Source organism: Variovorax sp. YR566 (assembly GCF_051992195.1).
GTDB lineage: Bacteria > Pseudomonadota > Gammaproteobacteria > Burkholderiales > Burkholderiaceae_C > Variovorax.
Window position 1 is genome coordinate 5516224 of sequence record NZ_CP197092.1, and the last position, 25850, is coordinate 5542073.

22 protein-coding genes are annotated in these 25850 nt (G+C 66.3%); 18 read left to right on the forward strand and 4 right to left on the reverse strand.

Features of this window, described 5'->3' with window-relative positions; translation table 11 throughout:
• Nucleotides 1-14 precede the first annotated feature (14 nt).
• On the reverse strand, nt 15-3479 hold the full coding sequence (locus ACTG4X_RS25765; protein ID WP_440532248.1) for a molybdopterin-dependent oxidoreductase: 3465 nt from the start codon (nt 3477-3479) through the stop codon (nt 15-17).
• A 25-nt stretch (nt 3480-3504) separates the two neighbouring features.
• Nucleotides 3505-4983, reverse strand: coding sequence for a short-chain fatty acid transporter (locus ACTG4X_RS25770; protein ID WP_440532249.1), 1479 nt, complete (start codon nt 4981-4983; stop codon nt 3505-3507).
• Between the two features lie 136 nt (nt 4984-5119).
• On the opposite strand from ACTG4X_RS25770, the gene ACTG4X_RS25775 reads away from it, so the two are divergent.
• From ACTG4X_RS25775 to ACTG4X_RS25800, 6 genes are all read left to right on the forward strand, one after another.
• Nucleotides 5120-6061: a LysR family transcriptional regulator gene (locus ACTG4X_RS25775; RefSeq protein WP_093058154.1), complete on the forward strand. Its 942-nt coding sequence runs from the start codon at nt 5120-5122 to the stop codon at nt 6059-6061.
• 133 nt (nt 6062-6194) lie between these two features.
• Nucleotides 6195-7529, forward strand: coding sequence for a C4-dicarboxylate transporter DctA (locus ACTG4X_RS25780; RefSeq protein ID WP_093058153.1), 1335 nt, complete (start codon nt 6195-6197; stop codon nt 7527-7529).
• Between the two features lie 14 nt (nt 7530-7543).
• Nucleotides 7544-8248, forward strand: a complete 705-nt coding sequence (locus tag ACTG4X_RS25785; protein ID WP_093058152.1) for a GntR family transcriptional regulator — start codon at nt 7544-7546, stop codon at nt 8246-8248.
• Between the two features lie 161 nt (nt 8249-8409).
• Nucleotides 8410-9516, forward strand: coding sequence for an AI-2E family transporter (locus ACTG4X_RS25790; RefSeq protein WP_097198459.1), 1107 nt, complete (start codon nt 8410-8412; stop codon nt 9514-9516).
• Between the two features lie 138 nt (nt 9517-9654).
• Complete coding sequence (locus ACTG4X_RS25795; protein WP_093058150.1) at nt 9655-10092, forward strand: DUF2141 domain-containing protein; 438 nt, start codon at nt 9655-9657, stop codon at nt 10090-10092.
• 13 nt (nt 10093-10105) lie between these two features.
• A complete protein-coding gene (locus tag ACTG4X_RS25800; RefSeq protein ID WP_097198458.1) occupies nt 10106-11602 on the forward strand; it encodes a carotenoid oxygenase family protein in 1497 nt (498 codons plus the stop codon).
• A gap of 6 nt (nt 11603-11608) precedes the next feature.
• Here the strand turns inward: ACTG4X_RS25800 and ACTG4X_RS25805 are convergent, their stop codons facing one another.
• Entirely contained in the window at nt 11609-12511 is a 903-nt protein-coding gene (locus ACTG4X_RS25805) for a LysR substrate-binding domain-containing protein (protein WP_440532250.1), read from the reverse strand.
• A 110-nt stretch (nt 12512-12621) separates the two neighbouring features.
• On the opposite strand from ACTG4X_RS25805, the gene gcl reads away from it, so the two are divergent.
• The 3 genes from gcl to ACTG4X_RS25820 are packed head-to-tail and all read left to right on the forward strand — an operon-like array spanning nt 12622 to nt 16171.
• Complete coding sequence (gene gcl, locus ACTG4X_RS25810; protein WP_435461264.1) at nt 12622-14412, forward strand: glyoxylate carboligase; 1791 nt, start codon at nt 12622-12624, stop codon at nt 14410-14412.
• A gap of 22 nt (nt 14413-14434) precedes the next feature.
• Nucleotides 14435-15220: a hydroxypyruvate isomerase gene (gene hyi / locus ACTG4X_RS25815; protein ID WP_097198456.1), complete on the forward strand. Its 786-nt coding sequence runs from the start codon at nt 14435-14437 to the stop codon at nt 15218-15220.
• Nucleotides 15221-15262: 42 nt separating this feature from the next.
• Entirely contained in the window at nt 15263-16171 is a 909-nt protein-coding gene (locus ACTG4X_RS25820) for a 2-hydroxy-3-oxopropionate reductase (RefSeq protein ID WP_093058145.1), read from the forward strand.
• Nucleotides 16172-16174: 3 nt separating this feature from the next.
• Here the strand turns inward: ACTG4X_RS25820 and ACTG4X_RS25825 are convergent, their stop codons facing one another.
• Complete coding sequence (locus ACTG4X_RS25825) at nt 16175-17515, reverse strand: NAD(P)/FAD-dependent oxidoreductase (protein ID WP_093058144.1); 1341 nt, start codon at nt 17513-17515, stop codon at nt 16175-16177.
• A 210-nt stretch (nt 17516-17725) separates the two neighbouring features.
• On the opposite strand from ACTG4X_RS25825, the gene ACTG4X_RS25830 reads away from it, so the two are divergent.
• The 9 genes from ACTG4X_RS25830 to ACTG4X_RS25870 all read left to right on the forward strand — a co-directional run bounded on the left by ACTG4X_RS25830 (nt 17726) and on the right by ACTG4X_RS25870 (nt 25836).
• Nucleotides 17726-20026, forward strand: a complete 2301-nt coding sequence (locus ACTG4X_RS25830; RefSeq protein ID WP_093058143.1) for an NADP-dependent malic enzyme — start codon at nt 17726-17728, stop codon at nt 20024-20026.
• A gap of 190 nt (nt 20027-20216) precedes the next feature.
• Entirely contained in the window at nt 20217-21248 is a 1032-nt protein-coding gene (locus tag ACTG4X_RS25835) for an ABC transporter substrate-binding protein (protein ID WP_426389810.1), read from the forward strand.
• The gene (locus ACTG4X_RS25840; RefSeq protein ID WP_440532251.1) at nt 21248-22108 is read left to right on the forward strand and encodes an ABC transporter ATP-binding protein; all 861 of its coding nucleotides are present in this window, start codon (nt 21248-21250) and stop codon (nt 22106-22108) included. Before ACTG4X_RS25835 ends, ACTG4X_RS25840 begins: the two co-directional genes overlap by 1 nt.
• 11 nt (nt 22109-22119) lie before the next feature.
• A complete protein-coding gene (locus tag ACTG4X_RS25845) occupies nt 22120-22890 on the forward strand; it encodes an ABC transporter permease (protein ID WP_093058140.1) in 771 nt (256 codons plus the stop codon).
• An 82-nt stretch (nt 22891-22972) separates the two neighbouring features.
• A complete protein-coding gene (locus ACTG4X_RS25850) occupies nt 22973-23290 on the forward strand; it encodes a toxin-antitoxin system YwqK family antitoxin (RefSeq protein ID WP_307616528.1) in 318 nt (105 codons plus the stop codon).
• A 61-nt stretch (nt 23291-23351) separates the two neighbouring features.
• Nucleotides 23352-23999 (forward strand): hypothetical protein, encoded by a 648-nt coding sequence (locus tag ACTG4X_RS25855; RefSeq protein ID WP_440532252.1) that lies wholly within the window; start codon nt 23352-23354, stop codon nt 23997-23999.
• A gap of 105 nt (nt 24000-24104) precedes the next feature.
• Nucleotides 24105-24308 carry a hypothetical protein gene (locus ACTG4X_RS25860; protein ID WP_440532253.1) on the forward strand — a complete coding sequence of 68 codons (204 nt, stop codon included), beginning with the start codon at nt 24105-24107 and terminating at the stop codon, nt 24306-24308.
• Between the two features lie 115 nt (nt 24309-24423).
• Nucleotides 24424-25023, forward strand: coding sequence for an NAD(P)H:quinone oxidoreductase (gene wrbA / locus ACTG4X_RS25865; protein ID WP_440532254.1), 600 nt, complete (start codon nt 24424-24426; stop codon nt 25021-25023).
• 36 nt (nt 25024-25059) lie between these two features.
• Nucleotides 25060-25836, forward strand: a complete 777-nt coding sequence (locus ACTG4X_RS25870) for an SDR family NAD(P)-dependent oxidoreductase (RefSeq protein WP_440532255.1) — start codon at nt 25060-25062, stop codon at nt 25834-25836.
• Nucleotides 25837-25850: the final 14 nt, after the last annotated feature.

Here is a 25850-nt window from a genome sequence, read left to right on the forward strand (position 1 = left end):
GGAAGTGCCCGCAGTCATGCCTCGAGCACCACGTCTTCGAGTGGGACGGCTTGGCAGGCGAGGCACACGGACGGGTCTTCCGGCTCACTGCCGTGCAGATGACGGACCTTGCCGGCCAGCAGGCGCACGGCGCAGCTCTCGCATTGGCCTACGCGGCAGCCGCTGGCCATCTGCAGGCCGAGCGATTCGCCAAAAGTCAGCAGCGTGCCCTGTCTGGGCGTCCACGTCGCTGGGGCGTGGCCCGAGCGCGCGAAGTTGACGGTGAAGTGCTGGTCGCCGTCGGTGGGCGGCGTGGTGGGCGAGCGGAACACTTCGCTGAAGATGTCGAAGCGCGGGACGCCCCGCGCCATCAACCCGTCGGTCACGGCGTCCATCATGGCGGGTGGTCCGCACATGTAGAAACGGGCGCGCTGCGCGATCAGCGCATCGTCCACCACGCTTGCGTCGATGTAGCGGTTCGACTGGTAGTCGATGCCCGGGCGCTCCTGCGGCCGTGGTGCGTTGTAGTGGTCAACGACCCGCAACTGCGGCAGACGCGCGCGGTGCTGCGCGATACGCTCGCGAAAGGCGTGTGTCGTACTGTTCTGGTTCGCGTAGTAGAGCCAGATGGCCGGCCCTTGCGTGCCGTCGGGAAGCGATTCGAGAAGGCTGATGAAGGGCGTGATGCCGATGCCGCCCGCGAAGAAGACCAGCGGTTGCGGCGAGTGGCGCGGCAGCACGAAGCCGCCTGACGGCGCACGTAGCGTGAGGGTGTCGCCGACCTTCAGCGCGCAGTGCAGATGGCTCGACACGCGCCCCTCGTGCGGCGTGCCGCCGGCCGAGCGGCCGCGCTGGTGGCGCACGGCCACGCTGTAGCTGCGCCGGCCCGGCACCTCGGCCGCTCCTGTGAGCGAGTAGGCGCGCGTGACTTGCGTGCCATCGTCGAGATGCAACTGCATCTCGACGTGCTGCCCGGGGCGGTAGTCGGGCAGCTTGCCGTCGTCGACCGGCTCGAAGTGGATACCCAGCACGCCGTCGGCCTCGGGCCGCAGCTCGCTGACGCGGAAGGGACGGTAGCCGGACCACTTGCGCTGCCGCGTCCCGGTAGCCGGGTCGCGTTCGATGTCGCAGAGAAAGGAGCGGTGCGGCACCGAGCCGCTCACCGGGTCGCAGCTGTCGGCGGATATCAGCGCGTTGAAGTTGCTGCCCAGTGCTCCTTCGATCGGCAGGCCGTCGCGGTCGAGCTCGGGGCAGCCCTGCCACCAGCCGAACTCGGCAACGATGACGTCGTCCGCCAGTTGAGGCGTGACGCGTGCGACGAAGCGGGCTTCGCCCACGCGCGTGCGGATGCGCATCCAGTCACCGTCCGCGATGCCCTTGGCGGCCGCCAGTGCGGGGCTCAGCTCGGCCACCGGATCGGGCGCGCGCTTGCGCAGCGAAGGCAGGCTGCGGTGTTGGCTATGGCAATAGAAGCCGTTCTTGGCCGAACTCAGCACATAGGGGAAGCGGCCCTGGCGCGTGGCCTTCGCGTCGCGCGGCGTGTCGGCCGGTTCGACGAAGGTGGCGACCGGCGGCTGGCCGTGGCGCAGCAGGGTTTCGGAATAGAGCTCGACGCGGCGCGTCGGGGTGTCGAAGCCGCGCACGCCGGCGGGCGTGGCGCGGGCGTATTTCTGCTCGCTTGCGTCGATGGCGCAGGCAATGCCTTCGGGCCGGGCGCGCAACTGGTCGACCGTGAGGCCGAGCGGCTCGAGCATGTGGTTCCAGCCGGCGTCGAGGCTGCCGCCGAAGAAGCCGTCACCCATGCCAAGGCGGGTGGCCAGTTCGAAGATCACATCGTTGTCTGAGCGCGATTCGCCGCGCGGCACAACCATGCGCTGGCGCAACTGCACCCAACCGGCCGCGCGGTCGTCGATCTCGAAGCCGATGCGCAGGCCTTCGCGCTCCCATGGCGTGTTGACCGGCAGCAAGATGTCGGCGTAACGGGCGGCGGGTGTTTCGAACAAGTCGCAGTGCACGTGGAATTCGAGCTGCGACAGCGCCCGGTGCGCGAGCGCGGTGTCGGCCTGCGACACGGGCAGGTTGGTGCCGAAGGCCATCATCGCGCGCACCTTGTAAGGCTCGCCTTCGAGAATCGCGCGGTAGGTGTCGCGCGCAGTGACCCAGCCGTGCGCGGGGGGGCCGATCGGGCGCTCCGCCAGACCGAGCGCCTTGGCGCGCTGCGCGTCGGGCAGCAGTGAGAGCGAGTTGACGGCGTTGACGCCCGGACCGACGCGAACGCGGTTCGCGCCGATACGGTCGAAGCTGCCGCACAACGCATACAGCGTGGCGACCGCGCGTTCGGCCTGTGTGGCGTTGGTGTGCTGGCCGATGCCGGTCCAGGCGTGATAGGCCACGCGGCGGCAGGTGCCGAAAAGTTCGGCGACCGCACGCAACGAAGCTTCGGCAACGCCGGTGATGCGTTCGACATCCCGCGGCGTGTAGGCGGCGCAGCCCTGGGCCAGCAGCTCGAAAGCCGGAGCGCACGACAGGCGATGCGAGCCCACTTCGATCTCGACCGCGCCGCGCAGGCGGAAGTGGTCTGCGTCCTGGGCTTGCGCCGCCTGTGCGGTGTCGTAGGGCACCGCGCAGTCCAGCGCGTCGTTCCACGCCACGAAGCGGTCGCCCTCGGCATCGGCCCACAGGTCACGCTCGCGCAGGAAGTGTCCGTTGTCGCCGCGCACCAGCAACGGGCCATTGGTCCACGCGCGCACGAAGCCTTCGTCGAAGCGCGCGTCCGCGATCAGCAGGTGGATCAGCCCCAGCGCCAGCGCCGCATCGGTGCCGGGCCGCACGGGCAGCCAGCTGTCGGCCTGCCGCGCGAGCGCCGTGGGGCGCGGATCGATCACCACCATCTTTGCCCCGTTCGCACGGCCCCGGCCGATGGCATTGGCCTGTGCCAGCCATGTGTTGGCGGGGTTGTGGCCCCACAGCACGATCAGTTCGGCCTGCGCGTAGTCGGCCGCGGGCATGCCGCAGCCGAAGGTGAAGGCGTGCGCGAAGTCCTTGTGCCAGTTGCAGACTTCGGTCGCATAGCAGATGTTGGGGCTGCCGAACAGGCGTACGAAGCGCTCGATCCAGTCGATGCTGTCCGTCAGCGGCGTGCCGCTGGGCGTGGTCACGGCGAACACCACAGACTCGGCGCCGCTCTCGGCCTTGATGGCGCCCAGGCGTTGCGCGGTCTCGGCCAGCGCCTCGTCCCAGCCGATGCGCACCCAGCCCGGATCCGCTTCGGTCTTGGGCCTGGTGCGGCGCATCGGGTAGCGCAGGCGGTGCGGGCTGTGCACAAGCTCGGGCGCGGCCTTGCCCTTCATGCACATCGCCTGGCCGGTAGGGTGCGAGGCGTCGGGCCGTACCGACACCAGCATGTCGTCGCGCACCTCGTTGAGCGTGCCGCAGCGCGAACGGCAGAGCGTGCAGTAGCCCTGCTTGGTTTGCGTTGCCGCCGTCGTCGTCACTTGCATCCGGAACCTGCGTGACTCAAGGCATTCAAGGAATCACCGGCGCAACATAGCTCAGCGTGCGGCCGAAGACCCACAGCATGAAGAGCACCAGCGGCGCATGCACCAGCAGTTGCAGGAAGGTAAAGCCCACGATGTCGCGTGCCTTGAGCGAGAGCACGCCCAGCAGCGGCAGCATCCAGAACGGGTTGATCAGGTTGGGCAGCGCCTCGGCCGCGTTGTAGACCTGCACGGCCCAGCCCAGGTGTACCTTCAGGTCGTTGGCCGCCTGCATGACGTAGGGCGCCTCGATGATCCACTTGCCGCCCCCCGAGGGAATGAAGAAGCCCAGCACGGCGGAATACGCCCCCATCACCACGGCGAAGCTGTCGACGTTGGAGATGCTCACGAACAGGTGCGCGATGCGGTCCGACAGCGTGATGCCTCCGTCGCCCTTGGCGGCGGTCAGCATGGCCGCGATGGCACCGTACAGCGGGAACTGGATGATCACGCCCGCCGTCGACGGCACCGAACGCGACACCGCGTCGAGAAAGCTGCGCGGGCGCCAGTGCAGCAGCAGCCCGATCATGAGGAACAGCAGGTTGTAGGTGTTGAGGCCCGAGATCGCGATCAACGGGCTCTTGGCCATGAACTCCTGCGCCAACCAGCCGAAGCCCAGCGCGCACAGGAGCAGCGTGAGCAGCGGGCTGCGTTCGAACCACTCGCCGGGGCGGCGCCCGGCGGACTCGGGGGAGGCCGGCTTCGCTTCCGTGAGGTCCACGCCCAGATCCTGCGCCGTGACCGCGTGCTTCGCGTCGGGCGCCGACCACAGCGCGATGGCCACCGACACGACGATCAACACCAGCGCCATGACGACCGACTGCCACAGGAAGATGGTCTGGCTGAACGGGATCACGCCGGTGATGTCAAGAATGCCCTTGGGCAGACTGCTGGCGTTGGCCTGCAACTGCGCCGCCGACGAGCTGAGCCCCAACGCCCAGGTCGCGCCCATGCCGAGGTAGGCGGCCGCGCCGCCGGCACGGTAGTCCATGCGCAGGTCGAGACGGCCGGCCAGCGCGCGTACGTAGAGCGCGCTGAAGATCAGCGAAATGCCCCAGTTGAAGAGCGACAGGATCATGCTGATCGCTGCCACGTACGCGATGGCCTGCCTCCCCGACACGGGCAGTGCGGCCAGCTTGCGGATGAGCCGCGCGGCCGGCGGCGAGGTCGCCACCACGTAGCCGCCAACGGCCACCAGCGCCATCTGCATCGTGAAAACAATCAGGCTCCAGAAGCCGTCGCCGAAGGACTTGGCCACCGCCTGCGGGCTCGATCCGTTGAGCAGCGCGGCGCCCGCGACCACCACCACGGCGATGGCCGCGAACACGAAGGCGTCGGGAAACCAGCGCTCGGCCCAAGCCGTGAAGCGCAGGCCCAGGCGGCTCAGCAGCCCGGCATCGGCCTGGGCGTCTTGGGATACAGGAGGGTGGATGCCGGGGCCGGCGGAAGTCTGTGATGTCGATGGCATGGGTTTCTCCTGCTACTGCTGCTGGAACTGTGGGCGTCCTCGTCACACGCCTGACATGACGTGCTGCGCGGATGTTAGGAACTACCATCGACAATTCATAATCTCTATTTTCAATAGAGCGATATAGGATGTATCTATGTCGATAACGATCAAGCAGCTGCAACACTTCGTGGCTGCCGCGCACACGGGGCAGGTGTCCCGCGCGGCCCAGCGCTGCTATGTGAGTCAGCCGTCGCTGACCACTTCGCTCAAGAACCTGGAGTCCACGCTGAAGGTGCAGCTCTTTACGCGGCACTCCGACGGGCTGCGGCTCACGGTGCAGGGCGAGGGCTTTCTCCGGCACGCGGAGCACATGCTGCACACGCTCGAGGCGGCGGTGGAGGAAACCCGCAACTCGGTGTCCTCGGTCGAGGGGCGGGTGCAGATCGCCATCACCGACACCGTGTCCGAATACATGCTGCCGAAGATCATCGGCGCGATGCGCAGGCAACTGCCGCTGGTCGAGTTCGAGCCCGTGGAGCGCAACCGGCTCGAGATCGAGGATGGCCTGCGCAGCGGCGAGTTCGACCTGGCCGTGGTACTGGTGTCGAACCTCTCTCGCGCGCCGGACATCCGGCGCGAGAACCTGCTGAAGTCGCAGCGCCGCCTGTGGACGTCGTTCGACCATCCGCTGGTGGCGCAGAAGTCGGTGTCGCTGCGTGAGATCGCGCAGCTGCCCTTCGTGCTGCTGGACATGGACGAGCACGTGGACACCGTTGGCCGCTACTGGGGCGCGATGAAGCTCAAGCCCAAGGTCGTGTTCCGCACCAAATCGATCGAGGCCGTGCGCAGCCTCGTTGCACAGAACGTGGGTGTGACCATCTTGTCGGATCTGGTGTTTCGCCCCTGGTCTCACGACGGCGGGCGAATTCGCAGGACGGTGGTGTCGAGCGCGGTGCCCTCGATGGACCTGGGGCTGGCCTACCGGCGCGGTGCCGTTCTGTCCGAGGCCACTGCAGCCTCCGCGAGTACCTTGCGGTTGCTGGCCAAGACGCTGACGAGAGAGTCACAACCGCGTATGGACGACGAGCCGCAGTAGTTCACTCCAATCAACAAATGGCGGGCCCGGGAATACCCTCTGACCTTCCCAAAGTCTTCTTGCCTACATTTCTTGTATGCAAGACAAGGCGTTGCTTGCATGCAAAACCTAGACAAGACAGACAGGAGACTCCATGCCTCGCTTCGCCAAATCGCTTTTCGGTCAGGTGGTCATCGCGCTGGTGCTCGGCGTGCTCGCGGGGCTCTTCGCGCCCGAGTACGCCGTCAAGCTCAAGCCGCTGGGTGACGGGTTCATCAAGCTGATCAAGATGATCATCCCGGTGCTGGTGTTCTGCGTGGTGGTGCATGGCATTGCCGGCGCGGGAGACCTGAAGCGCGTGGGCCGGGTGGGCGTGAAGTCGCTCATCTACTTCGAGGTGCTGACCACTATCGCGCTGGCGATGGGCCTGGTGCTGGCCTTCGTGTTCCAGCCCGGCGCGGGCATGAACGTCGACCCGTCGAAGCTCGACCCGGCCGCGATGAGTGCCTATGCCTCGAACGCCGACAAGCTCACGAGCGGCGGTACGGTCGAGTTTTTGATGAAGCTCATTCCGACCACGGTGGTCAACGCCTTCGCCACCGGCGACGTGCTGCAGGTGCTGCTGTTCGCGGTGCTCTTCGGCTGCGCGCTCACGCTGCTGGGCGAGCGTGGCAAGCCGGTGGCCGTGGTGGTCGATGCACTCTCGCTGGTGCTGTTCAAGATCATGGGGATCATCATCAAGCTGGCGCCGCTGGGCGTGCTGGGCGCCATCGCGTTCACGGTCGGGCAGTACGGCATCGGCTCGCTCAAGCAGCTGGGCATGCTGGTTGCGCTCTTCTACGGCGCGGTGCTGATCTTCGTGTTCGTGGTGCTCGGGCTGGTGATGCGCATGTCGGGCTTCAGCCTGATCAAGCTGCTGCGCTACCTGCGTGAAGAGCTCACCATCGTCTTCGCCACCACCTCGTCGGACAGCGTGCTGCCGCAGATCATGGCCAAGCTGCGCCGCATGGGTATCCGCGATTCGACGGTCGGCCTGGTCATTCCCACGGGCTACTCGTTCAACCTCGACGCGTTCTCCATCTACATCACGCTGGCGGCCGTGTTCATCGCACAGGCCACCAACACGCCGATCTCGATGACCGACCTGATGACGATCCTGGCGATCGCACTGGTCACGTCGAAGGGTGCGCACGGCGTGCCGGGCTCGGCCATCGTGGTGCTGGCGGCCACGCTGCACGCCATTCCGGCGATTCCCGCCATCGGGCTGGTGCTGGTGCTGTCGGTCGACTGGTTCATGGGCATCGCCCGCGCGCTGGGCAACCTGATCGGCAACTGCGTGGCGACCGTTGCCATCGCCGCCTGGGAAGGCGACATCGACCGTGAACGCGCACACGCGGTGCTCGACGGCCGCTACTCGCCCGACGACGAGCCGCTGACCGAGCCCGTGGTGAACACCGCAGGCACCGCCACCGCTTCGAGCGCCCACTGAAGAAAAAAAGAAGCATGCCCGCCGACGTCAGCCCCACCGTCATTGCCGAACGCGTCGTCGAAGCCATCCTCGCGCAGAAGCTCGCACCGGGCGAGCGGCTCGGCGAGCAGGCGCTGGCCGAGAACTTCTCGGTGAGCCGCACGATGGTGCGCGAGGCGCTGATGCAGCTGCAGGCGCGCGGTTTTGTCGAAGTGCAATCGCGCCGCGGCTGGTACGTGGTGGAGCCTTCGGCCGAAGAGGCGCGCGATGCTTTCTCCGCACGGCGCATCGTCGAGGCCGGCATCCTCGAAGCGAGCGAGGGACGGCCGCTGTCGCAGGTGATCCGCAAGCTGCGTGACCACATCGCCGACGAGCAGCGCGCCATCGAAGGCGCCGATGCCGCCACGCGCGCCTTCCTGCTGGCCGACTTCCACGTGTGCCTGGCCGAGCAGATGGGGCACCAGCTGCTGGTCGACGTGCTGCGCGACCTCACGGCGCGCACCACGCTGGCGGCCACGCTCTACCAGTCGAAGCACGAGGCGGGGCAGTCTTGCTCGGAACATGGCGCCATCGTCGCGGCGCTCGAAGCCGGCGACACGGCCAGGGCGCGCCGGCTGATGCTCGATCACATCGGCAATGTCGAGCGCTCGCTCGAGGTCGATGCTGCCGCCGAGCCGGACGCGCCGAGCCGGCTGCGCGCCACGCTGGCGCCTGTGGCGTTGCCGCGCGCCAAGCGCTGAAGCCGTGCATTAATACCGGTGGTAGCTATCTGTTCGATAGCAGGCATAGCCCGCCGGGCCATCGCTTCCGGCGGATTTCCTCCCCAGTCCTGTTGCGCCGCACAAGGGCGCGCCCGCTGACACGGCCATGGGTTCCGGCTCGGCTACAGTCCGAGACAACTATGAACTCACCCCAACTCCAGCGCGGCGTGTTCCTCGCCCTTCTCGCCGCCGTGACCGCCGCCTTCCTCTGGGTGCTGATGCCGTTCTTCGGCGCAGTGCTGTGGGGGGTGGCGCTGGCGATCCTGTTCACGCCGCTCTACAAGTGGCTGCTGAAGAAAATGCGCGGCAAGCCCAATGCCGCGGCACTGTCGACGCTGGCGATCTGCCTGTTCATCGTGATCCTGCCGCTGGCGATGGTGGGCGTGTCGCTGGTGCAAGAGATCGCGCTGGTCACGCAGAACATCCGCTCGGGCCAGATCAACTTCGCGGCCTACTTCCAGCAGATCCTCGATGCCTCGCCGCAATGGCTGCTGAACCTGGTGGAGCGCTTCAACCTCGGCGACATGGCAGCCTGGCAGGCGCGCGTGTCGGCCATCGCCGGGCAGGCCAGCCAGATCATCGCGAGCCAGGCGCTCACCATCGGGCAGAACACCTTCGACTTTGTCGTGAGCTTCTTCGTGATGCTGTACCTGCTGTACTTCCTGGTGCGCGACGGCGCGACGCTGTCGAAGACGATGCGCGATGCCGTGCCGCTGGCCAAGCCGCACACGCACTACCTGCTCAACAAGTTCACCACCGTGATCCGCGCCACTGTGAAGGGCAACGTGGCGGTGGCCATTGCGCAGGGCACCATCGGCGGGCTGGCCTTCTGGTTCCTCGGCGTGCAGGGCGCGCTGCTGTGGGCGGTGCTGATGGCATTCCTCTCGCTGCTGCCCGCCGTGGGTGCCGCGCTGATCTGGGGGCCGGTGGCCATCTACTTCCTGGCCACGGGGCATTTCTGGCAGGGCGGCGTGCTGATCTTCGTGGGCGTGTTCGTGATCGGCCTGGTCGACAACATCCTGCGCCCCGTGCTGGTGGGCAAGGACACGCAGATGCCCGACTACATCGTGCTGATGTCGACCATCGGCGGCATGGCGATCTTCGGCATCAACGGCTTCGTGATCGGGCCGGTGATCGCGGCGCTGTTCATGGCTGCGTGGAGCCTGTTCGCGGATTCGGGGCATGTGGGCACCGGGCACGAGGCGGCTGAAGGCGCGGAAGGCGCCGGAGACAAGAAAAAGGGCTGAGGCAGGCACGGGCGCCGGCCCGTTCTGTCCCCGCCCGCGCGCATTTCACGCGCGCAAACCTGCGTTTCGTCACATGGCGCTGGGCACCGCGCCCAGCCTGCGAGATCGTCGGGCCTCCAACTTCCAACGAGGCCTGCCATGCAACTTCCCGCCCTCCTGTCCCGCCCGGTCGTGCGCGCCCTGTGCACCGCCGTGGCCCTCGCGCCTTTCGGCGCCCTTGCCGCCGACCTGAGCCTGAGCGTCGCCGACGGCCCCACCGCCGAAGCCACGCTCTACGTCGCGCTGTACAACGACGCCGCCGGCTACGCCGACAGCAAGGCCGTGGCCTCGCAGACCGCGCCGATGCGCGAAGGCAAGGCCCGGCTCGTGTTCGCGGGGCTGGCGCCAGGGCGCTACGCGCTGCGGGTGTTTGCCGACGAGAACGGCAACGGCAAGCTCGACACCAACCTCATGGGCATGCCGACCGAGCGCTACGGCTTCTCGAACGACGCCAAGGGCAACCGCGCCCCGCCCTCCTTCGAAGCCGCGGCGATCAGCGTCGACGCCGACCTGCAGACCGTCATTCACCTGCACTGAGGAGTAGACCGCCATGGAACGACGCGAACTCCTGCGCCTGCTGGTTTCGGCCGGCGCCCTGCCCTTGCTGGCACCGCTGGCGCGCGCCGCCGGCACCGACGACTGGCAAGCCCAGTTCGAAGCCGCCAGCGCGCCCTGGAAGACCGGCTTCGCCACGCCCCCGGGCGACCTGCCGCTGACCCGCGCCACGGTGCGCGGGCGCTTTCCCGATGCCGTTGCCGGCACGCTGTTTCGCATCGGCCCGGCCGGCCACGACCTGGGCGGCGAGCGCTACCACCACTGGTTCGACGGTGACGGCATGGTGCACAGCTTCATGATCGACGGCGCCGACGTGCGCCACCAGGGCCGCTACGTCGCCACGCCCAAGCGCGTGGCCGAGGCGAAGGCCGGCCGCCGCTTGTTCGAGGCCTTCGGCACCATGCCGCCGGGCGTGGAACCGCCAACCTCGGCCGACAGCATCAACGTCGCCAACACCAGCGTGCTGCCGATGCGCGGCGAGGTGCTGGCGCTGTGGGAAGGCGGCTCGGCCACGCGCATCGATGCGCGCACGCTGGACACGCTGGGCGTGAAGACCTGGCGCGCCGACCTCGCGGGCATGCCGTTCTCGGCCCACCCGAAGGTCGACCCGGACGGCACGATCTGGAACTTCGGCGTGAGCTCCGGCCAGGGCCTGCTGGCGCTGTACGAGATCGCGCCCGAAGGCACGCTGCGGCGCGCCGCCGTGGTGCCGGTGGCTGACATGCCGATGGTCCACGACTTCGCCGTGACCGAGCGGCACCTGGTGTTCCTGATGCCGCCGCTGGTCTACGACGGCAAGCGCAAGGAGGCTGGCGCGAGCTTTCTCGACGCACACGTCTGGCGGCCCGAGCTCGGCATGCGCGCGCTGGTGGTCGACAAGCAGAACTGGGAGAAGCGCCAGATGCTCACGCTGCCGGCCGGCTTCCTCTTTCACGTCGGCAATGCCTGGGAAGAAGACACGCCGCGCGGCACGCAGATCCACATCGACTACGTGCGTTCGGACAACGCCGACTCGGTGTTCACGACCAACCGCGAAGTGATGCGCGTGCGCATTGTGAGAAGCACCCATCCACACCTGACCGTCGCCACGCTGAATCTCGGCACTGGGGAGGCCACGCAGAAGGCCCTGCCGCTGGAGGCCGAGTTTCCGCGCATCGACCCGCGCCGCGTGGGCATGCGCCACCGCAACGTGGTTCATGCCACGCAGATCCGCCCTGATATTCCGGGCTTCGGCTCCATCGCGCGCACCGACGTCGAAACCGGCCGCAGCCAGCGCTTCAACTATGGCGCGCAGGCCATGGTGGAAGAGCATGTCTTCGTGCCAGACGGCTCGAAGCCGGGCTGGGTGCTGGGCACGGTGCTCGACTTCGGCCGGCAGAAGACGGTGCTGTCGTGCTTCGCGGCCGACCACCTGGCGGCGGGGCCGGTGGCGCAGGCCACGCTGCCTTACGCGTTGCCGCTGGGCCTGCACGGCGCATTCGTTGCGGCCTGAAGAAGCTCAGGCCGCCCACCAGCCTTCGTCGAAGCGCCCCTGCAGGAAGGCCACGAAGCCCGACACCTTGCCCGGCACCAGCTTGGGCGAGGGAAAGACGGCGTGGATCTCCTGCTCGGGCAGCGCGTGGTCGCCGAGCACTTCGCGCACCTTGCCCGTGGCCAGCGAGTCGCTGGCCACGTAGCGCGGCATCAGCGCAATGCCCAGCCCGTCGCGTGCTGCGGCCAGCACGGCGGAAAGGTTGTTCGAGCGGAAGCGGCCCGACACAGGCACCGTCACCGGCTCGCCCTTGGGCGTGTGCATGCGCCAGAACTCGTCGCCCACCACGCTGCTGTAGATGAGCGCCACGTGCGCGCTCAGGTCCTGCGCCCGCTTCGGCGTACCGTGTTTCTTAAGGTAGGCCGGTGACGCGACCATCGCCCACGGGTTGACACCCAGGTAGCGCGCACCCAGCGAAGAATCAGCCAGCTTGCCCATGCGGATCGCCACGTCGATGCCCTGCGCGATCAGATCCACGTAGCGGTCCTCGAAGCTCAGGTCGAGCTGCACCTGCGAATGCCGGCGCATGTATTCGAGCGCCAGCGGCACCACCACGCGCCGCCCGAATGCCACCGAGGTGCCCACGCGCAGCAGCCCCTGAGCCTGGTTCTGCCGCAGCTGCACGATGCTGTCGGCCTCCTCGGCCTCGCGCACGATGGTCTTGCACTTCTCGTAGTACAGCGCGCCCGGCTCGGTGAGGCTCACGCCGCGCGTGTTGCGGTTGAGCAGGCGCACCTTCAGCCGCTCCTCGGTGGCCGCGATCTGCTTGGTCACGGTGGGCTGCGTGGTGTTGAACTCGCGCGCCGCCTTCGAGAAGCTGCCTGTCTCGACCACGCGCACGAACATTTCCATTGCCAACAATCTGTCCATGGGCCGGATGGTAGTCACTTATTCCGCCATGGAATAGGTTTTATGGTCCCCAGCCGTCTTCTTCGAATGCCCCCCGCTTCCTACAGTGGGACCACCTCAAGGAGACTCAAATGGCAAAGATGACAGCGGTGCAAGCCGCGGTTCTGGTGATGGAAAAAGAAGGCGTGACGCAGGCCTTCGGCGTTCCAGGCGCGGCAATCAACCCGATGTATTCGGCGCTGCGCCAGCGCGGCAGCATCTCGCACATCCTCGCGCGCCACGTCGAGGGCGCCTCGCACATGGCAGAGGGCTACACCCGTGCCATCGCCGGCAACATCGGCGTGTGCATAGGCACCTCGGGCCCGGCGGGCACGGACATGATCACGGGCCTGTATTCGGCCTGGGCCGATTCGATCCCCATTCTCTGCATCACCGGCCAGGCGCCGCGCGCGCGGCTCTACAAGGAAGACTTCCAGGCGGTCGACATCGAGTCGATCTCCAAGCCCGTTACCAAGTGGTCGGTCACGGTGCGCGAGCCGGGCCAGGTGCCGCAGGTGTTCCAGCAGGCCTTTCACCTGATGCGCTCGGGCCGCCCGGGCCCGGTGCTGATCGACCTGCCCTTCGACGTGCAGATGGCGCAGATCGAATTCGACATCGACAGCTACGAACCGCTCAAGCCCTACAAGCCGGCCGCCACGCGCGCCCAGATCGAAAAAGCCATCGGCATGCTGAATGCGGCCGAGCGCCCGCTGATCGTGGCCGGCGGCGGCGTCATCAACGCAGATGCGGCCGACCTGCTGGTGCGCTTTGCCGAAGCCACCGGCGTGCCGGTGATTCCCACGCTGATGGGCTGGGGCGCGATTCCCGACGACCATCCGCTGATGGCCGGCATGTGCGGACTGCAGACCAGCCACCGCTACGGCAACGCAACGATGCTGGCGAGCGACTTCGTGCTTGGCATCGGCAACCGTTGGGCCAACCGCCACACGGGCTCGGTCGATGTGTACACCAAGGGCCGAACCTTCGTGCACGTGGACATCGAACCCACGCAGATCGGCCGCGTGTTCACGCCGGACTTCGGCATCGTCTCGGACGCCAAGGCCGCGCTCGAACTCTTCGTCGAAGTGGCGGAGGAAATGAAGGCTTCAGGCCGCCTGCCCGACCGCCGCGGCTGGGCCAAGCAATGCATCGAGCGCAAGAAGACCATGCTGCGCAAGACCAATTTCGACGACGTGCCGATGAAGCCGCAGCGCGTGTACCAGTGCATGAACAACAACTTCAGCAACGACACCTGCTACGTGAGCACCATCGGGCTCTCGCAGATCGCGGCCGCGCAGTTCCTGCACGTGTACAACCCGCGCCACTGGATCAACTGCGGGCAGGCCGGCCCGCTGGGCTGGACCATTCCCGCCGCGCTGGGCGTGCGTGCCGCCGACCCGACGCGCAAGATCGTCGCGCTCTCGGGCGACTACGACTTCCAGTTCATGATCGAAGAGCTGGCCGTGGGCGCGCAGTTCAAGCTGCCGTACATCCACATCGTGGTGAACAACTCCTACCTCGGCCTGATCCGCCAGGCGCAGCGCGGCTTCGAGATGGACTACTGCGTGCAGCTCGCCTTCGACAACATCAACGCGGGCCCCGATGCAGGCATCGAGAGCAGCTACGGCGTGGACCACCTGAAAGTGGTCGAGGGCCTGGGCTGCAAGGCGATCCGTGTGAACAAGCAGGAAGAGATCGCGCCGGCCATCCGCCGCGCCGAGGCGCTGATGTCGGAGTTCAGCGTGCCGGTGGTGATCGAAGTGATGCTCGAGCGCGTGACCAACATCGCGATGGGCACCGAGATCGACAACATCACCGAGTTCGAGCCGCTGGCCGAGACCATCGCCGATGCGCCGACCGCCGTCGCGGCCATGCTGGATTGAGACTGCAAGAAAGAAAAACGACATGCCAAAGTTCGCAGCCAATCTCACGATGCTCTTCACCGAGCTGCCGTTCATGCAGCGCTTCGAGGCTGCCGCCAAGGCGGGCTTCGAAGGGGTGGAGTACCTCTTCCCCTACCCCTTCGAGAAGAAGGAGCTCGCCGCCGCCCTGCGCGACAACGGCCTGCAGCAGGTGCTGCACAACCTGCCGGCCGGCGACTGGGACAAGGGCGAGCGCGGCATCGCCTGCCACCCCGACCGCACGGGCGAGTTCGCCGAAGGCATCGGCGTGGCAATCGACTACGCGACGGCGCTCGGCTGCCCGCAGGTCAATTGCCTCGTGGGCAAGGTGCCTGCCGGCGTGAGCAGGGAGCTTGCGCACAAGACGGTTGTCGACAACCTCCGCCTTGCCGCGCGCGAACTCGAAGCGGCAGGTTTGCGCCTGCTGATCGAGCCCATCAACACCTTCGACATTCCGGGCTTCTTTCTCACGCGCACCGATCAGGCGCTGGTGCTGATCGAAGAAGTCGGCTCGGCCAACCTGCGCGTGCAATACGACATCTACCACGCGCAGCGCATGGAAGGCGAGCTGGGCAACACGCTCACGAAGCACCTCGCGCAGATCGGCCACATCCAGCTGGCCGACAACCCGGGCCGCGGCGAGCCGGGCACGGGCGAAATCAACTACCCATGGCTGTTCAAGCACATCGATTCGCTCGGCTACGACGGCTGGATCGGCTGCGAATACAAGCCCCGCGCGACCACCGTGGAAGGCCTCGGCTGGCGCCAGGCGCTCACGCAGAAGCAATGAATATCGCGAACCTCGAGAACATCGGATAAGGAAACCAGAGACATGACGACCCAACAAAAAATCGGATTCATCGGCCTCGGCATCATGGGCGCTCCCATGGCGGGCCACCTGCTCGACGCAGGCCACCAGCTCTTCGTGAACACGCAGGGCAACACGCCCGAGCCCTTCATCTCGAAGGCCACGATCTGCGCCTCGGCCGCCGAGGTGGCGCGCCAGGCCGACATCATCTTCATCATGGTGCCGGACACGCCCGACGTCGAAAAGGTGCTGTTCGGCGAGCCGGGCACGCAAGGCGTGGCCGAAGGCCTGAAGGATTCGCGCGGCAAGATCGTGGTGGACTGCAGCTCCATCGACCCGATTGCCACCAAGGGCTTCGCCAAGCGCATCATCGCGCTCGGCGCCGGCTACATCGACGCGCCGGTCTCCGGCGGCGAAGTGGGCGCCAAGGCCGCCAGCCTCACGATCATGTGCGGCGGCGACGAAGGCACCTTCGAGCGCGTGAAGCCGCTGCTCGACAAGATGGGCAAGAACGTGACGCTGGTGGGCGGTGCTGGCGACGGCCAAGTCTGCAAGGTGGCCAACCAGATCATCGTGGCGCTGAACATCGCGGCCGTGGGCGAGGCGCTGGTGTTCGCCTCCAAGGCCGGTGCCGATCCGGCCAAGGTGCGCCAGGCGCTGATGGGCGGCTTTGCCAGCTCGCGCATCCTCGAAGTGCATGGCGAGCGGATGATCAAGCGCACCTTCGCGCCGGGCTTCCGCATCGCGCTGCACCAGAAGGACCTGAACCTCGCGATGCAGAGCGCGCGCTCGCTGGGCGTGGCGCTGCCGCAGACAGCGGGAGCCGCGCAGCTGATGAATGCGTGTGCGGCGCTGGGCTACGGGCAGCTCGACCACTCGGCGCTGGTGCGCGCGCTCGAAGCGCTCGCCCAGCACACCGTCACTCCTGACTGAGCCTCAGGTTTTCGCAGCAGCCTCTAGAGACTCTTTGAGGTTGCGCCGACGCCATGCCCAGGTCTTGATGGCCTGCGGCAGGATGCCCAGGCACGACGCGTAGTACGTCACCTTGAAGCCCCAGAAACGCGGGCCGATGGGAGTGTTGCGGAACAGGTCGCCGGCCAGGATGGACAGCAGCGCCTCCTGCATCCGCCAGATGTTGCGCGGGTTCATGAACAGCCGGCGGATGGCCGGCGAGGTGATGCGGTAGATGAACCACGAGAACATCTGCGGCCCGCGCTTCATCACCTTCTCGTAATGGCGGAAGGCCTTTTCGGCTTCCTTCGCCTCGCCCTTGAGCCAGTGGTCGGCCGCGGTGGCGGCCTCGAAGCCGCTGTTCATCGCCAGGTACACGCCCGAGGAAAACATCGGGTCGACGAAGGCGTAGGCGTCGCCCACCATCATGAAGCGGTCGCCGCGGCAGAACGCGGAGTCGTAGGCGTAGTTGCCGGTGGAGGTGGCGCCTTCCATCAGCGTGGCGTTCTTCAGGCGCTCGGCCAGCTTGGGCGCGAGCGCAATGGTTTCCATCAGGAATTCTTCGAGCGTGCCCTTGCGGTTCTTGAAGTACGCGGGCGAAGCCACCGCGCCGACGCTCACGGTGCCGTCCTTCAGCGGGATGTACCAGAACCAGCCGTGGTCGAACCAGAACAGCGTGATGTTGCCCTCGAAGCGGCCCGGCCGGCGCTCGGCGTTGGCGAAGTGGCCGAACAGCGCGGCGCTGGCGTGCTTGCGGTTGCGGCGCTTGGCGTCGAACTGGTTCGACAGCAGGGTGTCGCGTCCGCTCGCGTCGATCACGAAGCGCGGGCGCCAGGTGGTCTCGGCGCCGTCGTCGGCCTTGACCTTGACCAGCGGGCGGTTGTCTGGCGTGCCCTTGCCGGCCTCCATGTCCACGCCTGTGACGCGCTGGCCCTCGAAGGTGCGCGCGCCGCGATTGCCGGCATGGCGGAACAGCAGTTCGTCGAACTCCGAGCGGCGCACGTGCACCGCGTACGGAAAGCTCTTGTCCATCGCCTCGGCGAAGTGAAAGTGGCTGGTGTGGTCATGCCAGGGCGAGACGAACTCGGCGCCGTGCTTGCGGATGCCGATGGCCTCGACCTCGGTGCGCACGCCCAGCCGGTCGAACAGCGGCATGTTCATCGGCAGCAGCGATTCGCCGATGTGAAAGCGCGGATGCTGCGCCTTCTCGATCAGCACCACGTCGTGCCCCTTGTCCGCGAGCAGCGCGGCCACCGTGGAGCCCGAAGGGCCGCCGCCGATGACCACGACATCGGGGTCGTTGCTGGTGAAAGGTCCGGATGTCATGCGCTGTTGCCCCTCATTGGTTTTGTCGTTGTTGGAGATTCCCCGGCCAATACCCTGTTAACCGTAGGTAACGATCTGCAGTTTAGCGAACCGGCCAGCCCTACTTATCAAGCTAAAGATATAGATCCAGGCGTTTTCGGCATTCACCCTGTAAGAAGAGGTCACGCTTTTGCGGTAGCCTCATTGCCCGTCAGAAACAAGGAGACTTTCATGGCTGCACCCCTTTCCCCTGCAGAAGAAGCACTTCGCGAGGCAGCGCGCGAATACCACCGCTCGCCCGTCAAGGGCAAGATCTCGATCACCCCGACCAAGCCCCTGCTGAACCAGCGCGACCTGTCGCTGGCCTATTCGCCGGGCGTGGCGTACCCCTGTCTCGACATCGCCGCGGATCCGGCCACGGCCTCCGAATACACCGCGCGCGGCAATCTCGTGGGCGTCATCACCAACGGCACGGCCGTGCTCGGCCTGGGCAACATCGGCCCGCTGGCCGCCAAGCCGGTGATGGAAGGCAAGGGCTGCCTGTTCAAGAAATTCGCCGGCATCGACGTGTTCGACATCGAGCTGGCCGAGAACGACCCCGACAAGCTGGTCGACATCATCGCGGCGCTGGAGCCCACGCTGGGCGGCATCAACCTCGAAGACATCAAGGCGCCCGAGTGCTTCTACATCGAGAAGAAGCTGCGCGAGCGCATGAACATTCCGGTGTTCCACGACGACCAGCACGGCACGGCCATCATCTCGGCCGCCGCGCTGCTCAACGGCCTGGAGCTGGTCGGCAAGAAGATCGAGGACGTGAAGATCGCAGTCTCGGGCGCCGGCGCCGCCGCCATCGCCTGCCTCGACGTGATGGTGGGCCTGGGCGCCAAGCCCGCCAACATCTACGCCTGCGACTCCAAGGGCCTGATCTACATGGGCCGCGCGGGCGGCTTCGACGAATCCAAGGCACGCTACGCCCAGAAAGACACCGGCGCCCGCACCCTGGCCGACGTGGTGAAGGACGCCGATGTGTTCCTGGGCTGCTCGGCCCCGGGCGTGATGACGGCCGAGATGGTCAAGACCATGGGCACGCAGCCCATCATCCTGGCGCTGGCCAACCCCGAGCCTGAAATCCGCCCCGAGCTGGCCAAGGCCGTGCGGCCGGACTGCATCATTGCCACGGGCCGTTCGGACTATCCGAACCAGGTCAACAACGTGCTGTGCTTCCCGTACATCTTCCGCGGCGCGCTCGATTGCGGCGCCAGCAAGATCACCGAAGAAATGAAGCTGGCCTGCGTTCGCGAGATCGCCGACCTCACCAAGGCCGACATCAGCGAAGAGGTGGCCACCGCCTACGCCGGCCAGGAGCTGGCCTTCGGCCCCGACTACATCATTCCGAAGCCCTTCGACTCGCGCCTGATCCTGCGCATCGCCCCGGCCGTGGCCAAGGCTGCCGCCGCCTCGGGCGTGGCCTCGCGCCCGATCGAAGACATGGACGCATACCGCCAGCACCTGACGCGCTTCGTCTACCAGACCGGCATGTTCATGCGCCCGGTGTTCAGCGCCGCCAAGATCGCCACCGCCAAGCGCGTGGCCTACGCCGAAGGCGAAGACGAGCGCGTGCTGCGCGCCGCCCAGTGGGCCGTGGACGAAGGCCTGGCCAAGCCCATCCTGGTGGGGCGCCCCGCAGTGATCGAGGCGCGCATCAAGAAGGCCGGCCTGCACATCCGTACGGGCATCGACTTCGAGATCGTCGACCCCGAGGACGATCCGCGCTTCCGCATCTACTGGGAAAGCTTCCACAAGCTCATGGGCCGCCGCGGCGTGACGCCGGAGGCCGCCAAGACGATGGTGCGCCGCTCGAACACCACCATCGCCGCGCTGATGATGCACCTGGGCGACGCCGACGCCATGATCTGCGGCCTGGTCGGGCGCTTCGACGTGCACCTGGAGCACATCCGCAACCTGATCGGCCTGAAGCGCGGCGCGCCCGGCTTCGCAACGCTGAACGCGCTCACGCTCGACAAGCGCACGGTGTTCATCACCGACACCAACGTGAACGAAGACCCGAGCGCCGAGCTGCTGGCAAGCATCGCGCTGATGGCCGCCGAGGAAGTGCGCCGCTTCGGCTTGCCGCCGAAGGTGGCCTTCCTGTCGCACTCGAACTACGGCACCTCCAGCCGCGGTTCGGCCCGCAAGATGCGGCTGGCGCGCGACCTGTTCGCGCAGATGGCGCCCGACATCGAATGCGACGGCGAAATGCACGGCGACGCGGCGCTGTCGGAAGAAATCCGCCGCACCGCCCTGCCCGAGACCACGCTGAGCGGCGAAGCCAACCTGCTCGTGTGCCCGAACCTCGATTCGGCGCACATCCTCTACAACGTGCTGAAGATGACGGGTGCCAACGGCATCACCGTCGGCCCGGTGCTGCTGGGCGCCGCAAGCTCGGCGCACGTGCTGACGCCGTCGTCGACGGTGCGCCGCATCATCAACATGACGGCGCTGGCGGTGGCGAAGGTCACGGTCGACAAGTAAGAGCCTTCAGTCGATGGGTGTTTTTGCCCGCCTTCGGTGCCAAAAACGCGGCCTCGCCGCGTTTTTGCATTTGAGGGGTGCAAAGGCGCACCGTCTCGATCCACTGGAAGGGTTCGCACCAATCGCGTGCGGGCACCGTTTTTGCTTGAATGCCGAAGCATTCACCTTCCCCTAACGGATCGATCTCCGCATGAACAAGCGCCAACTGCTCCAGTCCTTCCTCGCCGCCTCGGCCATCTGCTTCGGCCTCACACCGGCCCTTGCACAGAGCCCGACGCCGATCAAGTTCCAGCTCGACTGGCGCTTCGAAGGACCGGCCGCGCTGTTCCTGCACCCCGCGGCCAAGGGCTACTTCAAGGCGGCCGGGCTCGACGTGACCATCGACGCGGGCAACGGCTCGGGCGGCACCGTCACGCGCGTGGCCTCGGGCGCCTACGACATGGGCTTTGCCGACCTCGCGGCGCTGATGGAATTTCACGCCAACAACCCCGACAGCCCCAACAAGCCGGTCGCGGTGATGATGGTCTACAACAACACGCCGGCCTCGGTCATGGCGCTCAAGAAGAGCGGCATCACCAAGCCGGCCGACCTTGCCGGCAAGAAGCTGGGCGCGCCGGTGTTCGACGCGGGCCGCCGCGCGTTCCCGATCTTCGCCAAGGCCAACAACATCGGCGCCGTCAACTGGACCGCCATGGACCCGACGCTGCGCGAAACCATGCTGATGCGCGGCGACATCGACGCCATCACCGGCTTCACCTTCACCTCGCTGCTCAACCTCGAGGCGCGCGGCGCCAAGACGGCCGACGTGGTGGTGCTGCCCTACCCCGACTACGGCGTGAAGCTGTATGGCAACGTCATCATCGCCTCGCCCAAGCTCATCAAGGAGAACCCGGCCGCGGTGAAGAAATTCCTCTCGGCCTTTGCCAAGGGCGCGAAGGAAGTCATTGCCAACCCGGCCGTGGCCATCGAATCGGTGAAGGCGCGCGACGGCATCATCGACAGCAAGCTCGAAACCCGCCGCCTGCAACTGGCCATCGACACCGTCATCAACAGCCCTGACGCACGCGCCGAAGGCTTCGGCGCGGTCAACGCAGGCCGCATGTCGCTGATGGCCTCGCAGGTGTCGGACGCCTTCAACACCAAGACGCGCGTGAGCCCCGACGCGGTGTGGACCGCCGCTCTGCTACCGCCCGCCGCTGAACTGAACATCCTGAAGAAGTGATGGCGGACGCATCGCAAGACGCGGCTGCAGCCCCTTTCGTCGACTTCCAGGACGTCTGGCTCGCCTACAACGAAGAGCTGCTGCGCGCCAACCACTTCGCGGTCGAGGCCATCGACCTGAAGGTCAAGCGCGGCGAATTCATCGCCATCGTCGGCCCCTCGGGCTGCGGCAAGTCGACCTTCATGAAGCTCACCACCGGGCTGAAGATGCCGTCGATGGGCCGCATCCGCATCGACGGCCAGCCGGTGACCGGGCCGCTCAAGATATCGGGCATGGCCTTTCAGGCGCCGTCGCTGCTGCCGTGGCGCACCACGGTCGACAACGTGCTGCTGCCGCTGGAAATCGTCGAGCCCTACCGCTCGAACTTCAAGGCCAAGCGCAAGGAATACGTCGAGCGCGCACGCAAGCTGCTGCAGAAGGTGGGCCTTGCGGGCTATGAAGACAAGTTTCCGTGGCAGCTCTCGGGCGGCATGCAGCAGCGCGCGAGCATCTGCCGCGCGCTCATCCACGAGCCCAAGATGCTGCTGCTCGACGAGCCCTTCGGCGCTCTCGACGCATTCACACGCGAAGAGCTGTGGTGCATCCTGCGCGACCTCTGGACCGAGCAGCAGTTCAACGTGATCCTGGTGACGCACGACCTGCGCGAATCGGTGTTCCTCGCCGACACGGTGTACGTGATGAGCAAGAGCCCGGGGCGCTTCGTGGTCAAGCGCGAGATCGACCTGCCGCGTCCGCGCGAACTCGAGCTCACCTACACGAAGGAGTTCACCGACATCGTGCTGGAGCTGCGCGGGCACATCGGTGCCATCCGCAATACCGGCATCAGCGCGGCGCAGACGGCCGCGGCCGTGTCTCACTGAGCGGGCGCACCATGAAGAACACCAAGCAAATCGAACGCTGGTCGCCATGGCTGCTGCTGGTCGCGGTGCTCATCCTGTGGCAGGTCATCTGTGCGGGCTTCGAGGTTTCGGACTTCATCTTCCCTAGCCCCTGGCGCATCTGGACGCAGTTCTGGGAATACAAGGAAATCATCGCGGGCCACGCGTGGCGCACCTTCTGGGTCACGATGGCCGGCTTCGGCCTGGCGATCGTGGTGGGCGTTCTGCTGGGCTTCGTGATCGGCAGCTCGCGCATCGCGTACGCGGCGATCTACCCGCTGATGACCGCCTTCAACGCACTGCCCAAGGCGGCCTTCGTGCCTATCCTCGTGGTGTGGTTCGGCATCGGCGTGGGGCCGGCGATTCTCACGGCCTTTCTGATCAGCTTCTTCCCGATCATGGTCAACATCGCGACCGGCTTGGCCACGCTGGAGCCGGAGCTTGAAGACGTGCTGCGCGTGCTCGGCGCCAAGCGCTGGGACGTGCTCATGAAGATCGGCTTGCCGCGCTCCATGCCCTACTTCTTCGGCTCGCTGAAGGTGGCGATCACGCTGGCTTTTGTCGGCACCACGGTGAGCGAGATGACCGCCGCCAACGAAGGCATCGGCTACCTGCTGATCTCCGCCGGCTCGGCCATGCAGATGGGCCTGGCCTTCGCGGGCCTGATGGTGGTGGGCGCAATGGCCATGCTGATGTACGAGCTCTTCAGCGTGATCGAGAAGCACACCACGGGTTGGGCGCACCGGGGTTCGCAGAATCAGTAGGCCCTGAAGCGAACCGTGGTCCGAGGCGAAACACGCAGGTGGGCACCAGCATGTTCGCAAATTCGCCCGTCAACACCAAGGAATGAGCCCCGAAGCCGACCTCAACATCGCCGAGATTCCCTACGAATCGGGAGCGATCAAGTTCCGCTACGCGAGGGTGCTGTCGCCCGACAAGACCCGATGGGTTCGGCACGGCCTCTTCGTTGCTTATCACGAGAATGGCACGGTTGCATCCGAAGGGCAGTACGTCGACGGCAAGGAGGATGGGCTTTGGCGCGACTTCCATCCGGACGGACGGCCTGCAGCCGAGGGCCGCTATCGCGAGGGCCAGGAGGTCGGCGTGTGGCGATTCTGGAATCTCGACGGAACCGAAGAGCCGGGCACGAACTACGACAACTGACGGCCAACGGCGGTTGCCCAGCCTTGCGACAGAATCCAGGATCGATGGGAGCCACATCCACATGTTCTTTTCTCGCAAACCGAAGCTGCCTCCTTCGAGGCTCATTCAACTCCACGAGTACCTGGGCATTCTCGAGGGAGGCACCGAGGATCACGCCGTAGGCGATGCGGTCAAGCGCAGTGCCTTGGAGCTTGTGCATGGCCTTCGTGAACCCCTGCGATTGAACGCATGGACTGTCCCTGAGCTGGCGCAGGTCTTCGCCCGCCGCTCCAAGGCGGACGATGCACTGCTGGTTCATGTTCCGCTCGGCATCCCCGATTGCTTCTTCATCGCCATATTCAGGAACGGTTCGGCCGCCGCGCAGGACTACCTTCTTTTCGACATCGGCGCGGAGTACCAGCAGCCCATGCTGGATTGCCCCGATTTCGGCGTGGCGGAGGCGGCGAACGAAGCCAACATCCGTCACTGGGTCCCCTTGCTGCAAGACAATGCAGACGCGTTCGCAGTCATCGAACTGCGTGGCGGCACATACATGCAGGTGTTCGCCGATCCCAAGGGCTTTCATCTGGAGCACCAGCTGGTCACCACCGGGGCGCACTACCGCAGCACCGAGCCCGTCAGCGCCGATCAGGCCGTCGACACCCTGGTGTCCTACGCATGCGGAAAATACGAATGGGCTTACAAGCACTGGGAGCGGCTCGAGTTGTAGGCTGTGTTGACCTGTCCGGAACGAGGATCTGCACGACTCGGACTGCCCCATCCGAGAAATCGCACTGAGGCTCGCAGAAGCGCAAAGCCATGGGGCAGAGAACCCGTGCTCGGCGACACCGACGAGAAATTCTGCGACTCTCATCAGATGTACCTTCTTGATGGAACTCCGCTGCCGCACGACGAATGCCCCATGGCCCAGGTGGTGGTCAAGCGACCTGATCAACTGTTTCTGCGAAATGTCCTGCCCGATCCCGGTCCCGATATTTGCGAAGCTCCAGCCCCGTGGTTGACGGCACTCGCCGTCTGACCCATCTGTCCTGACGATGCATTCCATCGAAACAAACAGGCTTCCTGGATAGGTCGCGCATCCCTAATCTTCAGGTCATGCAGCTCGCCGAGCTGTCCAACCAGGAGATTCAGAGATGCCCAAAGTCCTCGTTCTGTATTACTCGTCGTACGGCCACATCGAAAAGATGGCCGAGGCCATTGCCGCTGGTGCGCGTGAAGCCGGCGCCCAGGTCGACGTGAAACGCGTCCCCGAGACGGTTCCCGAAACGGTCGCAAAGTCTGCGCATTTCAAGCTCGATCAGGCAGCGCCCGTCGCGAGCGTTGCCGATCTGGAGAACTACGACGCCATCGTCGTAGGCACCGGCACCCGCTTCGGCCGGATGTCTTCCCAGATGGCCGCCTTTCTCGACCAGGCCGGTGGGCTGTGGGCCCGCGGCGCACTCAACGGCAAGGTCGGTGCGGCCTTCTCGTCGTCGGCCACCCAGCACGGCGGCCAGGAGACCACGCTCTTCTCGATCATCACCAACCTGCTGCATTTCGGCATGACCATCGTGGGCCTGCCGTACAGCCACCAGGGCCAGATGAGCGTCGACGAGATCGTCGGCGGCGCGCCCTACGGTGCCACCACCGTCGCAGGCGGCGATGGCTCGCGGCAACCGACGGCGATCGATCTGGCCGGCGCGCGCCATCAGGGCGAGCTGGTGGCCAAGACCGCCGCGAAGCTCTTTGCCTGAGCACCCGCACCCTCCATCTGTAGAAGCGAGAAAGACATGGTCTCCAACGACTTTGCAGGACGGGTCGTACTCGTCACGGGTGCGGGCTCCGGCATCGGCCGGGAGGCTGCCAAGGCCTTCGCGGCACGAGGGGGTCTTGTGTATGCCGCCGACCTGAACGAGCACGGCCTTGCCGAAACCGTCGATCTCATCACCGAGATCGGCGGGAAGGCCCGCGCGCTCATCGCCAATGTGGCCGTCGAGCAAGAAGTGGCCAACGCCATCGCACGCATCGAACGCGAGGCCGGCCGGCTCGACGTGGCCTTCAACAACGCCGGCATCACCGGCAAGGCGCAACGCATCGAGGACTACCCGACCGAAGACTTCGACCGGGTGATCGCCGTCAACCTGCGCAGCGTCTTTCTCGGCATGAAGCATGAGTTGCCGCTCATCAAGAAAAGTGGCGGCGGCGCCATCGTGAACACGGCCTCCGTGGCCGCATTGACGGGCCCCGGCGGGATGAGCGCCTATGCGGCCTCCAAGCACGGCGTGCACGGCCTCACGCGCGTTGCCGCGATGGAAAACGCCGCCCACAACGTGCGGGTCAATGCCCTCGCCCCCGGATGGACGGAAACGCCGATGGTGAAGGTCGCGAGCGACCAGAACCCGGCCTTCGCGAAGCTGGTTTCCACCGCGATTCCTGCCAAGCGAGGCGGCCATCCCGCGGAGGTGGCAGCCGCCGCCGTGTGGCTGGCTTCTGATGCCGCGAGCTATGTGATGGGCCAGATGCTGGTCGTCGACGGTGGAATGACCATCGGCGGCTTCGAACTTTGAACAAACCGAACCGA

What these genes read in the sequence shown, in the direction of transcription:
- ACTG4X_RS25765 (WP_440532248.1), bottom strand. Translation starts at nt 3,479, where the DNA reads ATGCAAGTGACGACGACGGCGGCAACGCAAACCAAGCAGGGCTACTGC.
- ACTG4X_RS25770 (WP_440532249.1), bottom strand. Translation starts at nt 4,983, where the DNA reads ATGCCATCGACATCACAGACTTCCGCCGGCCCCGGCATCCACCCTCCT.
- ACTG4X_RS25775 (WP_093058154.1), top strand. Translation starts at nt 5,120, where the DNA reads ATGTCGATAACGATCAAGCAGCTGCAACACTTCGTGGCTGCCGCGCAC.
- ACTG4X_RS25780 (WP_093058153.1), top strand. Translation starts at nt 6,195, where the DNA reads ATGCCTCGCTTCGCCAAATCGCTTTTCGGTCAGGTGGTCATCGCGCTG.
- ACTG4X_RS25785 (WP_093058152.1), top strand. Translation starts at nt 7,544, where the DNA reads ATGCCCGCCGACGTCAGCCCCACCGTCATTGCCGAACGCGTCGTCGAA.
- ACTG4X_RS25790 (WP_097198459.1), top strand. Translation starts at nt 8,410, where the DNA reads ATGAACTCACCCCAACTCCAGCGCGGCGTGTTCCTCGCCCTTCTCGCC.
- ACTG4X_RS25795 (WP_093058150.1), top strand. Translation starts at nt 9,655, where the DNA reads ATGCAACTTCCCGCCCTCCTGTCCCGCCCGGTCGTGCGCGCCCTGTGC.
- ACTG4X_RS25800 (WP_097198458.1), top strand. Translation starts at nt 10,106, where the DNA reads ATGGAACGACGCGAACTCCTGCGCCTGCTGGTTTCGGCCGGCGCCCTG.
- ACTG4X_RS25805 (WP_440532250.1), bottom strand. Translation starts at nt 12,511, where the DNA reads ATGGACAGATTGTTGGCAATGGAAATGTTCGTGCGCGTGGTCGAGACA.
- gcl (WP_435461264.1), top strand. Translation starts at nt 12,622, where the DNA reads ATGGCAAAGATGACAGCGGTGCAAGCCGCGGTTCTGGTGATGGAAAAA.
- hyi (WP_097198456.1), top strand. Translation starts at nt 14,435, where the DNA reads ATGCCAAAGTTCGCAGCCAATCTCACGATGCTCTTCACCGAGCTGCCG.
- ACTG4X_RS25820 (WP_093058145.1), top strand. Translation starts at nt 15,263, where the DNA reads ATGACGACCCAACAAAAAATCGGATTCATCGGCCTCGGCATCATGGGC.
- ACTG4X_RS25825 (WP_093058144.1), bottom strand. Translation starts at nt 17,515, where the DNA reads ATGACATCCGGACCTTTCACCAGCAACGACCCCGATGTCGTGGTCATC.
- ACTG4X_RS25830 (WP_093058143.1), top strand. Translation starts at nt 17,726, where the DNA reads ATGGCTGCACCCCTTTCCCCTGCAGAAGAAGCACTTCGCGAGGCAGCG.
- ACTG4X_RS25835 (WP_426389810.1), top strand. Translation starts at nt 20,217, where the DNA reads ATGAACAAGCGCCAACTGCTCCAGTCCTTCCTCGCCGCCTCGGCCATC.
- ACTG4X_RS25840 (WP_440532251.1), top strand. Translation starts at nt 21,248, where the DNA reads ATGGCGGACGCATCGCAAGACGCGGCTGCAGCCCCTTTCGTCGACTTC.
- ACTG4X_RS25845 (WP_093058140.1), top strand. Translation starts at nt 22,120, where the DNA reads ATGAAGAACACCAAGCAAATCGAACGCTGGTCGCCATGGCTGCTGCTG.
- ACTG4X_RS25850 (WP_307616528.1), top strand. Translation starts at nt 22,973, where the DNA reads ATGAGCCCCGAAGCCGACCTCAACATCGCCGAGATTCCCTACGAATCG.
- ACTG4X_RS25855 (WP_440532252.1), top strand. Translation starts at nt 23,352, where the DNA reads ATGTTCTTTTCTCGCAAACCGAAGCTGCCTCCTTCGAGGCTCATTCAA.
- wrbA (WP_440532254.1), top strand. Translation starts at nt 24,424, where the DNA reads ATGCCCAAAGTCCTCGTTCTGTATTACTCGTCGTACGGCCACATCGAA.
- ACTG4X_RS25870 (WP_440532255.1), top strand. Translation starts at nt 25,060, where the DNA reads ATGGTCTCCAACGACTTTGCAGGACGGGTCGTACTCGTCACGGGTGCG.